This window comes from Ohtaekwangia koreensis (assembly GCF_900167975.1).
GTDB classification, from domain to species: domain Bacteria; phylum Bacteroidota; class Bacteroidia; order Cytophagales; family Cyclobacteriaceae; genus Ohtaekwangia; species Ohtaekwangia koreensis.
The window spans coordinates 2,113,036-2,126,800 of sequence record NZ_FUZU01000001.1 but is presented as its reverse complement, the minus strand read 5'-3'; the positions used below and the strand labels follow the sequence as shown (position 1 = coordinate 2,126,800).

General features: G+C 42.8%; 11 protein-coding genes. 3 read left to right on the top strand and 8 right to left on the bottom strand.

Annotation, left to right across the window (positions count from 1 at the left end; translation table 11 throughout):
- Positions 1–16: 16 nt before the first annotated feature.
- The 4 genes from B5Y40_RS08715 to B5Y40_RS08700 form a co-directional block, all read right to left on the bottom strand.
- A complete protein-coding gene (locus B5Y40_RS08715; protein WP_159453634.1) occupies positions 17–1,819 on the bottom strand; it encodes a L,D-transpeptidase family protein in 1,803 nt (600 codons plus the stop codon).
- A gap of 423 nt (positions 1,820–2,242) precedes the next feature.
- Complete coding sequence (locus tag B5Y40_RS08710; protein WP_079686290.1) at positions 2,243–2,605, bottom strand: SpoIIAA family protein; 363 nt, start codon at positions 2,603–2,605, stop codon at positions 2,243–2,245.
- Positions 2,606–2,836: 231 nt separating this feature from the next.
- Positions 2,837–3,910, bottom strand: a complete 1,074-nt coding sequence (locus B5Y40_RS08705) for a PAS domain-containing sensor histidine kinase (RefSeq protein ID WP_079686289.1) — start codon at positions 3,908–3,910, stop codon at positions 2,837–2,839.
- 41 nt (positions 3,911–3,951) lie between these two features.
- A complete protein-coding gene (locus B5Y40_RS08700) occupies positions 3,952–4,629 on the bottom strand; it encodes a response regulator (protein ID WP_079686288.1) in 678 nt (225 codons plus the stop codon).
- A 209-nt stretch (positions 4,630–4,838) separates the two neighbouring features.
- Here B5Y40_RS08700 and B5Y40_RS08695 point away from each other — a divergent pair, with 209 nt between their 5' ends.
- Positions 4,839–5,255, top strand: coding sequence for a response regulator (locus B5Y40_RS08695; RefSeq protein ID WP_079686287.1), 417 nt, complete (start codon positions 4,839–4,841; stop codon positions 5,253–5,255).
- Positions 5,256–5,262: 7 nt separating this feature from the next.
- Here B5Y40_RS08695 and B5Y40_RS08690 read toward each other — a convergent pair whose 3' ends face one another.
- Positions 5,263–6,273, bottom strand: a complete 1,011-nt coding sequence (locus B5Y40_RS08690; RefSeq protein WP_245840500.1) for an AraC family transcriptional regulator — start codon at positions 6,271–6,273, stop codon at positions 5,263–5,265.
- A gap of 147 nt (positions 6,274–6,420) precedes the next feature.
- On the opposite strand from B5Y40_RS08690, the gene B5Y40_RS08685 reads away from it, so the two are divergent.
- Positions 6,421–6,801: a hypothetical protein gene (locus B5Y40_RS08685; protein WP_079686286.1), complete on the top strand. Its 381-nt coding sequence runs from the start codon at positions 6,421–6,423 to the stop codon at positions 6,799–6,801.
- A gap of 210 nt (positions 6,802–7,011) precedes the next feature.
- On the top strand, positions 7,012–8,031 hold the full coding sequence (locus tag B5Y40_RS08680; RefSeq protein ID WP_079686285.1) for an LLM class flavin-dependent oxidoreductase: 1,020 nt from the start codon (positions 7,012–7,014) through the stop codon (positions 8,029–8,031).
- Positions 8,032–8,110: 79 nt separating this feature from the next.
- On the opposite strand, the gene B5Y40_RS08675 is transcribed toward B5Y40_RS08680, so the two are convergent.
- The 3 genes from B5Y40_RS08675 to B5Y40_RS08665 form a co-directional block, all read right to left on the bottom strand.
- Entirely contained in the window at positions 8,111–11,587 is a 3,477-nt protein-coding gene (locus tag B5Y40_RS08675; protein WP_079686284.1) for an endonuclease/exonuclease/phosphatase family protein, read from the bottom strand.
- A gap of 375 nt (positions 11,588–11,962) precedes the next feature.
- Positions 11,963–12,721 (bottom strand): sensor histidine kinase, encoded by a 759-nt coding sequence (locus B5Y40_RS08670; RefSeq protein ID WP_079686283.1) that lies wholly within the window; start codon positions 12,719–12,721, stop codon positions 11,963–11,965.
- Between the two features lie 293 nt (positions 12,722–13,014).
- Positions 13,015–13,674, bottom strand: coding sequence for a response regulator (locus B5Y40_RS08665; protein ID WP_079686282.1), 660 nt, complete (start codon positions 13,672–13,674; stop codon positions 13,015–13,017).
- Between the last annotated feature and the right edge of the window lie 91 nt (positions 13,675–13,765).

Here is a 13,765-nt window from a genome sequence, read left to right as displayed (position 1 = left end):
TCTATATACTCTACCTTTATATACCTGCTACTGCAGACGCTTTATCCGTCGGATATAATTGTTCTAACTGGCGTCTGTCATGGCCGTATATATCTTCACGGAAATTAATGAGACCGTTTTCATCTACCCAGGCGGTATGATACTCGATATGTACCGGGTATCTCTTTCTTAAGTGTATTGTAGTAGGTGTGCCCGCTTTCATGGCATTTTGCACCGTAGCTTTATTCCATCCCTTTTGATCGCGCAATAGATACTCTGCAAATAATGCAGGTTCATCCAGTCGCACGCAACCGTGACTCAATGCCCTGTATGTTTTATTGAACAGTGAATGATTGGGTGTGTCGTGTAAGTATATATTCATCTTGTTCGGCATTCCGAATTTCACAAGCCCCAGCGAGTTATCCGGACCGGGTTGTTGTACAATGCGGTATTTATAGGGATTGATCTCTTCATCCTTCCAAGACTCTACAGCAGGATCAATAGTCTCTTCATTCTTGAAGAACGCATAGTTCTTTTGCGTGTAGTATGAAGAATCTTTCCGCAATCTCGGAATGATCTCTTCTTTGATAATGCTGGTGGGCACTGTCCATGTAGGACTGAATATAATATGGTTTACAGCATCATTGAAAACTGGTGTTGGTTTACCAGGAGCACCGACAATAACGCGCATGTTGAAAACCTCTTTCTGATTTTCGATCATTCTCAGTTTATACTCCGGAATGTTTACCATGATATAGTTGTCGTTGTACTTATCCTTTGGCAACCAGCGAAGTCGCTCCATGTTCAAGGCAATGATGTTTGCTTTTTCTTTAAAGGTTTGATTCAGGAATTTCAAAGTCTTCTCCCCTATAATTCCATCGGGCTCCAGGCCATGACGAAACTGAAACCATTTAATGGCGGACACCAGCTCAGCGTCATAGCGCAGGGAGTCCATTTTACCCGAAACAGAGTCCACCGGCATAGCATAGACTTTCAAATCAGTAAGTGCCAGCTTTCTGCGAATAAGCGGTATAATGAGGTTCTTATCTTCAGGCTTGATCTTGCCCACGGAAGTATTCAACGTAAGGGCTACAGGCTCAGACTTTTCCAGCGTGCGGTAATGCTCCAATGCTTTCTGCAGTTTTTGATACTGCTCATAAGCCGGTTGCAGCTTCGTGATGGAAGCAGTTAACTGCTCAGGCTCTATTGTCTCTGCCAGTGCAAACACATCGGACGTACGATCATTCTGCTTTGTATCGCGAATCCAGATCGCTGCTCCGTTGCCAGGGTAGCGGATCTTGCCATCCATCATGTGTGTGGTTAACAAAAAGAATCGCTCACTGATCTGTATATCCAGAGCAGTGATGGCAGCCGTATCCAGTGGCTGTTTCGTATACAGGTCATTTAATTTTTCCTCAATGCCTGTTATCGTATAATCTTCGGGCACAAGTCCATAGCTGACAGAATTCGCTACCAGTTCTGTAAACTTTTGGTAGAACGAATTAGGAGCATATTCTCCAAGCCATTTGGTTCTGTAATCGTTCAGCGCGTAGAAGCGCACTACTTTATCATGGACTTTCAGATTGTAGTCAGCGTCACGCTTCCACACTTCAGTCTTCCGGCTATCGAGCGGATGTTGCAATGTATCGATTGATAAACTGCGTCCAGCTCTTACCACTTTTTCGGTTTCAAGAGAATCAGCAGCCGCTATTGTTTCTTGCTGTACTTTGTTTTTAGCGGTATCAACCGGCGTAATATTTTTACTACAAGAAAAGAATATGGAAACGCAAAGTGCACTTACCCCAAACCCGTAAACTTTTTTATACATCTTATTCCTCATAGTGGTACGTATCACTTCCAGATTTGAAAAAACGGTTCCAACCTCATTTGACTTCTTATCAGCAGTAAACTGCGTGGAGTGTGGATTAACAGAGCATTTATGTCTACAGAAAGGGTCCATAACTTTACTTCTATTGCCAAGAAGTATTATCGATATTGCAACCTTGGGGCCAAGTATTTTTACAAATAAGGAATAGATTTCGTCTTGTGTATGATTTCATTGGAGAAGTGTGAAAATTCTGTTGCCAACGGGTAAATAAAAATTTGTATAGGTTTATGCAGTTAAACAAATCTGTCAGGATAAAGATTAATGATCCGTAAATCTGTCTGACGAAAATTATATAACCTGCAACCCTGGCAGTCTCCAGGTATAAACTTTCAGGTATACCTTGCGTATAATATACTTTATACTTCGTCACGACATTTAGCCTGCCACCCAATCGATCGCTTCCGAAAGTTGATCTTGCTTGTACCCTCTAAACTCTCCCGGAATCATAATGCCAAAAGCATCCGTAAAGCTATTTATACCATCGGAGTCTGTAAGGATGGCTACACGATTCCAGTGTGTTAGTTCTTTTAATCCTAAAAGTGCATCCTGCCACCATGCTCCTATTGTAAAATTCTTCAACGGAGTATCCACCACTAACAGGTAATTCAGTTTACCGGTGCGCTTCACCAACTCGCGTACCGCGGGCAGTACCGTATTTTTGAAATCAGCTTCCGTTACTTCATCAACCGCGCGGAACGCAACCATGGTATTTGGAATTTCAGTGATCTGTTGAATCATATCATTTCTTTATTTCATGACATGAAAAAAGTAGTCCTGTGTAGGATATTACACATTGGTTCAATGCGTTGCTTACAAGGAGAAATGTATGAAATATACTTGTGAATGTTATCCTAAAGACTTCGCTGCATAGGTTGTTTTTAAATACAGTCTCGTATTTAGTCTTTTTTGGTCTGAACGTCCATGGGGAATACTTCTGGGTATAATACAGAAAAATATAAGTCACTATTTTTATTCCTTCGGAAGCTTTACAAAGAATGCTGAGCCCTTATTCTCTTCGCTTTCAAACCACATATCACCGCTCATTAGCTCAACAAGATTTTTAACGATGGGTAATCCCAAGCCAATGGATTTTTCACCTTTTAATCCCGGGCGACCGGTCGCTGCATCTTTGTTAAAAATCGTAGACTGCAACTGCTTCGGTATACCTATACCATTGTCTCTCACACAAATGGTAAAACTATCCTCTGCTTCATCCAGCAGTATATCAATCTGACCGCCTTCAGGAGTAAACTTGATGGCATTTGAAACCAGGTTATGGAGTGTCTGAAAGAATTTGACACTATCAGCATTGATGTAAAGGTTCTCCAGGTTTGTGATCAGCCTGAAATTTTTATCATGATTTGTTTCCACCAGCTTACTAAGCGTAGCTCTGACTCTCTCTATAATATCAAAGCGACTTTTCTTAACGAAGATACGCTCCGACTCCTGGTGCTCTTCTCTTAAAAAATTGGTGACTATATCGATACATTCGCTGGTAATCTCGTGGATGAGATGAACATAGGGGCTCAATTCTTTATACTTTCCATCACTGTACGACTCCTGAATTTTACGGGTTATACTTTGAGATAAATTGAGTGGCCCGTACAAGTTATGGGTAATCGTATCAAGCAGAGTATCTTTCTTGGCTCCGTAGTTAATGATATAATTTTCGTGCTCTTTGCTCTTGCTCACATCTTTTACAAAGCCGATGATCGTGGTTTGATTATCCAGTACATATGCATCGCAGGAAACATGCTTGAGTACTCCGTTGGACAGCCTGATCCTAAACTCGGTACTGGTAATGCAGCCCGCTTGTAACAGGTCTGCGAATCGTGATTGTAAATAATGCTGATCTTCCGATATAATCAAGGCGAGCAACAACCTGGATTGAGAGTATATATCCTCATGGGCTACATCAAAGATCTCAGCGAAGGCTGCATTCAGATATTGAAAATTACGATCATCTGTTTTATAGATAAATACTCCGTCCTTGGAAAGTTTTCCAATGCGTTTGATCTCCAGGTAGTCAGGGCTGTCGTGCATTACTAAACGTTTTATACCATAGACAGCAACAGGGCTGTCATCTATATCTTTAAAAAACCACGAGCCGAAGCATACGCGATCAGCTCTGCTGTGTTCTTTACCTTTGCTTTCTGAATCATGTTCTTACGATGCGACTCCACCGTCTTTTCCGTAATGAACAAGTTCTCCGCTATAATTCTGGATGAATGTCCTTTCGCCATCAACTCCAACACCTCCCGTTCCCGTTTCGAAAAGAACTCGTCTTCTCCCCTCAGGGTATCCTCAATTCCAGCCAAAAATTTATTAATGTTTTTTAACTTTCGCGATGTCTCCGCGCAAATATATTTTTTACCGCTATATACAACTTTTATAGCCTGGATCAATTCCTCGTAACCGGCCTTTTTCGAAACAAATCCCATCGCACCGGCCTTCATAATCTTGGCCACACGGTCGGCATCGTCATAGACAGAGTGTGCTACAATTTTAATCTTCGGATGCTTCTTCTGAACTATATCGCAAACCTCAAAGCCATCAATGGTACGAACATCCTGCATGCCGTCCAAGTAGATGTCGAGCAACAGTACATCGATGTCCGTTTTATCGATAACGTTCAGAAGTTCTTCACCAAGTTTAGCTTCTCCAACTACTTCGATCGACTCGTCATGACCTAACAGGAAGCGGATACCATCACGTATAATTTTGTAATCTTCGAGGTGAAAGACTTTAATCTTTTGAGTCATTTTTCAATTTATAAATCCTTAAAGGTATAAGGCATTATTGGAATCGTTCAAGAATTCCCTCAAATACTGACAAAAATCAGGGATTTCCCTGATAGAATCTTAGACGTTAACAATCTAATATTGAACTTGTAATTATGAACTAATTTAAGCGTGAAGTATAGCAGCCCCCCAAGTATAAAAACCTGCCACCTTCAACATTCAAATCCAAGATGAACCAAAAACAGTTGATCCAGAATATTTACTATGCCGATGACGACCAAGATGATGTTCTCCTATTTAAAGATGTATTTGTAGAATTAGGCCAGCCTATTAACCTGACCATTGCTGAAAATGGAATTGTGTTGTTGGAAAAACTGCTTGCCACCAGGCAACATCCGGATGTCATTTTTATGGATCTAAATATGCCCTTGAAAAACGGCTTCCAATGTCTGAAAGAGATTAAAACACACACCAGCCTTCAGGAAATTCCTGTTGTGATTCTATCTACATCTTCGGCTATGGACAACATAGAAAAATCATACCAGCTGGGAGCATTTCAGTATATACAAAAGCCGATGCGTTTTTCGCTCTTGAAAACTGAAATAGAAAAATGCCTTGTGAAAGTCATCGGGCGATACCAAAATTAGTTTTACGTTAGCCTCTATAACTCACAGGTGCTTTACCAGTCCACCGCTTAAAAGCACGTGTAAAGGCGCTGAGTTCGTTATAGCCAAGCATAGCAGAGATCTCTTTCAACGGGTAATTTCCGGATTGTATATAGTGTACCGCCAGTGACTTTTTTACGGCATCCGATAACTGTTGGTACGTTACACCTTCCTCTTGTAACTTACGTTGTAAACTCCTTGCACTAACATTGAAATTAGCAGCCACTTCTTCCAACGTGAGTACGCCCAGGTAAGCGTTGCTGAACAGGTAAGTATAAATTTTCGACTGGAGGGTTTCCCCGCTCACGGATTCTTTACTGATGGATGTTACTGCATCAAGTAATATCTTCTGGAGTTCATAATGGGCGGTGAGGATCGGCTCATCCCAATAGGAGTTCTCAAACTCCAGAGTATATTTGCCCGCCTTCCGTGAGGGTATACATCGAAGGACTCGTTCATACTCCTGCGCGTTCGAGATCTTAAAAGAGTACTGCACGGCATAGGGCTCAACTTTCCGAAGCAATAAACCATCCAGTTCGTGAATCGTAAAAACCATTAACAGATCCAGCATCTGTTGAAAGGTAAAAGTATCTTCCTGCTTTTTACCGGCAGCGGTAGGTATATATTCAAGTATAAATGTTTTTTTAGATCGCGTTACCTGCATACTTACCAGGTCGGTTACCAGGGGAATCATGGCTGCAGCATGTGTCAACGCCTCCCCTATTGTACTGCTGGTCTTTATGATTTCACCTACTATACCGAGCGCACTCAACTGCATCGATTCTCCAAAATGTAATCCAAATAAAAGATCGCCACTCAAATGACTGGCATTCAGCCAAAGATCATCGCGCTGCTTGTCGCTAATTGCTATAGGTCCTTTTTTCTTCAAGGCGGCCAGATCAATGTTGCTGAGTTTACAAAGTTGCTGTGCAGATATACCGCGCTGTACTGCATAGGCCAGCAGGCTTAGTATAAAACGTTTTTGTTGTTCTTCGATCATGAAACAAATATAGGAATTAAGAAAAGCCATTTGTTACCAGGATATATAAATGGCGGAAAATGGTAAATGGTTGGCGTGAAAAGATAAATGGCTTCGAGGGCCACTGCTATACTTTTACATCATCAATAAACACTAAACAAAACGGTTATGAAATCCTTAAAAAATGTACTTCTTATCAACGCGGTAAGCTCAGGCGCTACCGGTGTTGGACTCATTGTTTTTGCACGCACCGTGGCTGATCTCTTCGGCACATCACAATCACAGGTGTTTACCGGTGTTGGAATTTTCCTGGTTGTTTTTGCAGCCGGTGTATTGTATGAAGGCATTCAAAAATCTCCGCGACCTCTGCAGGTATATACTATCATAACACTGGATGTTCTTTGGGTAATTGGCAGCTTCGCCATTGTACTGCCTCAACTGTTTAACTTATCGGTAATCGGCTATATAGCAATCACGGCAGTGGCTTTATGGGTTGCCGCTATGGCTTACTTACAGATCAGGGAGGTGAAGCAGGTTACAGCGGCATAACTATCATGAGCAGTTTCGAAGTGCAGCACCGCTTCGAAACTGCTTTTGCATCCTGAACATTCCATGTATAGTACACCAGAGTTTCACTTGATCAAGCAAATACTTTTTTCAATATCCGGATGGGCGTTGAACCTTTACAGGATACAATGGTGTTAATGAAAAGTACAAAATAAAACACCTCCTGCTTTGTCAGGCAGGTATCAGTGGTCTATGAAATTGAAACTTAGTGTACTGGATCAGACTCCGATCCGCAGGGGAAGCAATGCGCGGGAAGCTTTACAGGAAAGTATAGCGCTCGCCAAGTTTACCGATAAACTCGGCTATACCCGTTACTGGCTATCCGAACATCATAATATTTTGACACTCGCAGGCGCAGCACCGGAAGTTTTAATAGCACGTTTGGCTGGCGAGACTAAAAATCTCCGTTTCGGCTCAGGTGGTATCATGTTGCCCAACCACAGTACATTGAAAGTTGCTGAAAATTTTCGATTGCTTGAAGCCCTATATCCCGGCCGAATAGATTTAGGAATAGGACGCGCTCCTGGTGGTGACAGGCTTACGGCATCGCTCTTAAATCCTTCCAACACGTTTAGTCCGCAAGACTATATCCAGCAGATCGTAGACATGAAGGCGTTCCTGTCAGACGATGCTACAACCGGCACGGTACACGAAAAGGTTCGGGCAATTCCCCGAATCGATACGCAACCCGAACTATGGATGCTAACCAGTAGTGGCGAGAGTGCATATATAGCAGCACACTTTGGAATGGCTTTGTCATTCGCTCAGTTTATTAATCCGGTAGGCGGCCCCGAAGCGATTCGTGCGTATCGCCAGCAGTTCAAACCTTCTGCACAGTTGCAGCATCCAAAAGTAAGCGTAGGTGTTTTTGTGTTTTGTGGAGAGACGGAAGAAAAGGCAGCACAGGTACAGGCCGTAATGGATTATCGTCTGCTCAGTATCGAGAAAGGAAAAATCGATGAATCTCCTTCGTATGAATCCATCAAGTCGTATGCATACTCACGCGAGGAGCTTGCACGGGTTCAGTACAATCGCCTTCGCACGATTACGGGTACCCCTGACGTTGTAAAGGAAAAGATCAACCAGCTCGCAAAGACTTTTGATGTTGACGAAGTCGTGATCTCCACCTTCGCAGATACATTTGAAGACAGGCTTCGTTCCTATGAATTAATAGCAGAAATGTTCCTGCTTCCGGCTGATGTTTTCCAATAAAGGAAGAACTATATATTGAATATTGAAACAAAAAAAGGGTGCTTCGATGAGCACCCTTTTTTTATATAGTATATCAGAATCAGATCTTCAATATTCTTACCAGGATGGTTTCACCATCGATCTGGAGTTTTACAGTATAGACACCTCTTCTGTTTTGCTGGAGTCTGGTAGTAAAGGTCACGCTCAGGTCATTCAATGTACCAGCACCCGTGTACAGTACCTCACCCGTTGTGCCACGCAATTCAGCCTGGATCACTTCGCTTTCATCGACATCTTTGCTCAGTAACTTCACGTTGCCCGTGGTTGGATTAGGCGATGCTACAATATGCGGCTGTCTTTTCTTTACATCGATGATGGTGAACATTGAAATGCGGGGATTCGCTAACACAAGTCCGTCTGTTGTCTTTTCCAGGAAGAATGAAATAAACTCCAACGGAAACTCAATGCCTCCATCGGCCAACGGTGTTATACCTACGGATACTTCATTGCTGCCAGCAGGTACGTGCAGTTGAATTCGTTGCTGGCTCACGGCAGGTTCAGTGGTATAGTCCATACCATATACTGCACCAGGACCCGGTGTTACCTGGATCGTCACCGTTTGATCGGATGCAACTGGTGTGCTTAGCTTCAACTTCAGATTATATACTCCCGTTCCCTCTTTTGCACTGGCGAACAACTCTGCGAAAGCAATTGAAGGAATGTCGTTGTCCTCGATCGTTAACGCAAATACAGATTGGTCTCCACCCGTCAAACCCCCTTCTTCGAGAATTGTGAACGTTGTAGTTTCCGCCAGTTCATCGATAGCATCGTTCAGCACTATAACCTTAAATGAAGCTGTTGTTGTATCGGCTGCGATCGGCAGGATAATTTTAGAGTCAACGGCGGCTGGCTCGGTTATAAAGTCTTCGCCATATACTCCTTCGCCATCGAGTGCTATCGCTATGTTTTTACCAGTAGCCGACTTTTTACTGATGGTAAGTTGTGCTATATATGTAGTGCTGTCCTCCGACAATGTAACGGAATTTTCCACGAAATCAACACGCGGAGCCTGTAAACTATAGCGAACAATTACCGGCAAGTGATCAGACGTAGTGGACGCATAGTTCGTAATAAAATTGAACGGTGTAATCACCTGCTCGGAACCAGGAATATACTCTTCCCGCAGGTCATCGGTGATCAACTGATGATCGATCATGTCGCTAAAACTGATTGTAGATCTTGCTCCGGCATCGCTTAAACTTTTTGTAATGCCGCTATAGTGTATAGTGTCATTCATAAACGAAGCATACGGGGTTTCCAATCCTGTGGCTATAGATTGATCAAGATCATCGTTCAAATCACCAAGAATAATAACTTGTTCACCTGGAAAATTTGCATCCAGGGAATCTTTCAATACCGCAGCATCATATTCTCTGCGGCTTCTGTCGGCTGCTGTTGCGCCAGATTTACCATGAATTCCCACGAAAGAAATTCGTTCGCTGACACCTTCAATGGTTGCCTGTACCGTAAGCAAGTATGGTAATCGTCCGCTGGAATAAAAACTGGATGGATTGCCTCCGGGATAGCCTGGTAACAACGTTGGGTTGGTTGTGCGGGCTTCATCGTATAACGCTTCAAACAACGGTCTGGCTGACAACACATCGATCGTTGCTGTATCGTATATAAAGCAAACCTTTTGCGGAGGAAATGTATTGCTGGGCCCGTCAAAAGAATATGAATAACGGTCGGAACATATAGCCCTATATTTCCCTAATTGTGCGATCAGGGCAGTGAACAATGAATCATTGGAAACTTCTTCTACGGCAACAACATCGGCTTGCAATGAATCGAGTACTCGCTTTACATTCACGAGCTGCTGCGCTTCATCTTCCGGTCCGTACTCTTCATTGCCATAGTCTTCTTTTTTAGCACCGAAAAATTCAAGGTTCCAGGTAACAACATCAAGCGTTTTGCTTTTTGCTATACTATCGGAAGGAGGTGATGGCACTACGGCTCCCGGTATATCCCGACTGAAACGAGGAAGGAGTTGTGCATTGCTACGGAATCTTCCTACTACCCCCGTAATGGAAGCTATCCCCTGTGGCTTAGCAAGACCCGGTATATTTGTATCGCCATCTATGCGCAGGTCTGCCTGTATACCTCCGGCAGTAATAACCTCTGTACTCTGCGGATAAAACACAAAAGCTTTATTTACCAATTCAACATTCTGCACAGTCACAAGCAAGCCTTCGTTTATCAACAGCTCATTTATAGCGATAGGCTTGGGTGTAATGAATCGTTTGGAAGAATCCGGTTTAATATAGGCTATACCATTGCCGCTTATCTGTTTCTGCTCGTTGAATATTCCAATTGGACCTGTAACAATTACAGAATCCCCAATGGTCACACCATTCGCGAATGCGTAATCAAAAACCGGTATACCACCGGTTGAATCCTGAATGTATGCAGGATTTCCCAGTTCACTGCCAACGGTGATCCTACCCGCCACGGTAACTTTTTCTCCCACCGCTTTGGTGCGCGCCACAGCAATCGGAATTATACTGCTTGCAAAATCAAAACCGTTTCCGGTCACATGTACTACATTAGATGTAGTGCCACTGATGTGAAAAAGAGAATCTCTGGAAATGCCAGGTGCAGTTGGAGCAAATTGCACATCTATAAATCCGCCTGTTGCCGGTAATTTAGCAGAGGCATTAAAATGTGTGCTGTCAGCAGACAATGTATAGACATTGTTAAAAGTAAAAATGGTAATAGAATCTTCGAGATTTGCAGCGATCACCTGGTAGCGCAGACGTGCGCTGTCGTACACGGTTACGTCACCAAAATTCAACGCGGCCGGCACGAATTGTATGGATGGTATATTTGATGGTATACCTACCGGGACAATGGTAAAGTCATCGATGGCCAATCCATCATCTGAACTTGCCACATTGAAATCCTGCCAGCGTATATAAAAAGTCTCTCCCGGCTCGATTGATAATCCGGTAATGGCAAAATTAAGTATACGATTGTTGAGTGTATCATTACCGTTTAAAGCACCTGTGGTACCAACCGTTACTTTGCTATTGAAATCAAGTGCATCTATATCAGTCCATGTACCGGAAGTTAAAGATGTAGCATCTCCGCTATATTGAAAATCAAGACGGTCCGCTCCTCTTCCGGTTGCGCCCAATCTCCATTGCTCACCACGATAGGTGATCTGCAAGGAAGTAATCGTACTACCGGTATAATTCGCGAAGCCTGCACCGACCGTTGTGCTAAGAGACCCCGAAAGTAATCCTCCGAGAGCACGATCTTCAGAAGTAAGTCCAAAGCTATAGGTGTTGCCTGCATTGGAGGAACCTGTACCTGCAGCATACGTTGTATTGGCATTCGTTCCTGACTCTGAAAAAGTCCAGCCAGTCGGGAGTGTAGCCAGGTCGTTGGTTGTTCCGCTGCTGGCGAGCGAATCGAAGTGCTGCGTATAGGGTGAATTAATGAAATTCAAATTCACCTGTGCAAAAGCAACCGCGGGCAAAAACAAAAGAAAAAACACTAACGGGTAATGATGTTTCATGTAATGTGGGGTTTAGTTCGGAGTATCAAACACAGTAAGCCTGCGAAACTACTTTTAAAATATGAAAAGAATGTTGCCGGCAGATTATAAAATGTAGTGATCTTCGCATAGATATAGATGTTTCAACGGATATATTCATAACAAACAAAAAAGGCATCCGTTATGGATGCCCTTTAACCTAAACTTCAAACACACATTTATCTAAATTCGTGACGGAGGCAGAGGTTGCGCACTGTGCAAGATGTGCTAGTACGTTTAAGTAACATAAGCTCCTATCCCCCCGGTAGGCACTATGAAACCACCTCCACCTCCTCCACACACCTTTGGTTTTTATACCTCCGGTTTTATCAATCAACTATATATCTATACTTTATTTTATATACCCGTCTTCAACTGATTCGGAATCCATAAAAAGAACTTCGAGCCTATGTTGCGCCTGGAATATACCGTTACGCTGCCACCCATCCTTTCCAATACTTCGCGCACAACATATAGTCCGACACCCAGGCCTTTCGATCTTTCCGTTCCGCGGAAGAACAGATCAAAGACTTTGGACTCCTCCCCGCTTTCTATCCCGATGCCATTGTCGATTACATTGATCGAACAGTTCGTGAAGTTCACGTTGCCTTGAACCTCAATATACTTTCTCTCTTTGCCAGGGTCGCTGAAACGAATGGCATTCTCAATAACATTGCATAGCGCTATACGCAACCGGCTAGCGTCTGTATATAGCTTTACGTGTTGTTCCACTTTTACGCGCGGTGTGATCGCATGCTCCTGAAGCTCCGCACTGAACTCGTGAAAAATTTTCTGAATCAATTCTGTCAGATCAACTTCCTGTGGCGCTAAATTCTTCCTTGAATTCTCAAGAAACTGCTCCAGTCCATCCAACATATTTTCCATCTTCTGTGTACTATCATTAATATGTGAAAGGAACATTCGAAGCTCATCTTCAGAGTATATATTTCTGTTCTGCAACAAGCCTACCAAGCCTTCTATGGACTTCAGCGGACCACGCATGGAACTTGAACAGCTCGTAATAAACTGTCCGATAACACGCATCAGTTTCTCAACTTCTCTTCCCTCCTCTGAAGCAACCAACTTATTTGCTTCAAGCCTCGTGCCTGCCATCATGTATACCCGAATTGATATTACAAAGATTGGCCCTTATGCAGGAGTAAACCTTTAGCAAAAAGAGGATTTTAAAAAATCAGGGTGAGGATTAGACCCGTACAGACCTGTTCGGGATTTATAGTATAGATCGGAATTATTCTTTCGAATCTAAGGGTGAGGATTAGATTTCTCTAAGGGCTTCCCTTAGTGTTTAACTTTGAATATTAGTTTACTGCACAAATCGGCTTTCTAAAACGCATGTCAGTGCTGTAAAATCATTTTTTTGCGGCTATCCGATTTTTTGAAAAATTTGTCTATCCAAGGTTGATGATCTTGTTCTCGATAGCATAGCGAACGAGTTGTGCCGTATTGGTGAGGTTGAGTTTGCCTTGTATATTAAGCTTATGCGTTTCCACCGTTTTTATATTGATGAAAAGCTCATCAGCTATCTGTTTCAAACTTTTACCATGCGCGATTAACGTTAGCACTTCAAGTTCACGTTTTGTTAGATCTGTTTTTATTTCGCGTGCTCCCGGAATCTTCTCGACTTTCTCCTGCGCATAAAAATCCTGAAAGACGATTGTCATAACATCGGGACTAAAATAACGCTCACCTTTTATCACAGTGCGGATTGCATTTATCAACGCTTCTTTATCTATATCTTTCAAAACATAGCCCGCGATACCTGCCTTGATTCCTGCCGCTATAAATTCTTTATTTGCTTCGGCGGAGATGAGGATAATACGAATGTTGGGATTGATATCGGTGATCCATCGCGCAGCTTCAATGCCGGTCATGCCGCGCATTTTTATGTCCATTAGAAAAACATCCGGCTGAATTTTGTTGGTCAGATTAACAGCTTCTTCTCCACCCTGCACAGTACCCACCACAGTTATATCCGGTACATTTTCAAGCATGGAAGCTATTCCTTCTCGCATGAGTCCATGATCATCTGCTATCGCTACTTTTATCATCTACGTTGATACGTTTAAATTCCAGAATGAATATAAACAGGTTCATGCTTTTTATCCAGTCTGCATAAACCTGCGTTTCAATATATATACT

Coding starts and splice junctions, on each gene's coding strand:
- B5Y40_RS08715 (WP_159453634.1), bottom strand. CDS start 1,819: ATGAGGAATAAGATGTATAAAAAAGTTTACGGGTTTGGGGTAAGTGCA.
- B5Y40_RS08710 (WP_079686290.1), bottom strand. CDS start 2,605: ATGATTCAACAGATCACTGAAATTCCAAATACCATGGTTGCGTTCCGC.
- B5Y40_RS08705 (WP_079686289.1), bottom strand. CDS start 3,910: ATGCACGACAGCCCTGACTACCTGGAGATCAAACGCATTGGAAAACTT.
- B5Y40_RS08700 (WP_079686288.1), bottom strand. CDS start 4,629: ATGACTCAAAAGATTAAAGTCTTTCACCTCGAAGATTACAAAATTATA.
- B5Y40_RS08695 (WP_079686287.1), top strand. CDS start 4,839: ATGAACCAAAAACAGTTGATCCAGAATATTTACTATGCCGATGACGAC.
- B5Y40_RS08690 (WP_245840500.1), bottom strand. CDS start 6,273: ATGATCGAAGAACAACAAAAACGTTTTATACTAAGCCTGCTGGCCTAT.
- B5Y40_RS08685 (WP_079686286.1), top strand. CDS start 6,421: ATGAAATCCTTAAAAAATGTACTTCTTATCAACGCGGTAAGCTCAGGC.
- B5Y40_RS08680 (WP_079686285.1), top strand. CDS start 7,012: ATGAAATTGAAACTTAGTGTACTGGATCAGACTCCGATCCGCAGGGGA.
- B5Y40_RS08675 (WP_079686284.1), bottom strand. CDS start 11,587: ATGAAACATCATTACCCGTTAGTGTTTTTTCTTTTGTTTTTGCCCGCG.
- B5Y40_RS08670 (WP_079686283.1), bottom strand. CDS start 12,721: ATGATGGCAGGCACGAGGCTTGAAGCAAATAAGTTGGTTGCTTCAGAG.
- B5Y40_RS08665 (WP_079686282.1), bottom strand. CDS start 13,674: ATGATAAAAGTAGCGATAGCAGATGATCATGGACTCATGCGAGAAGGA.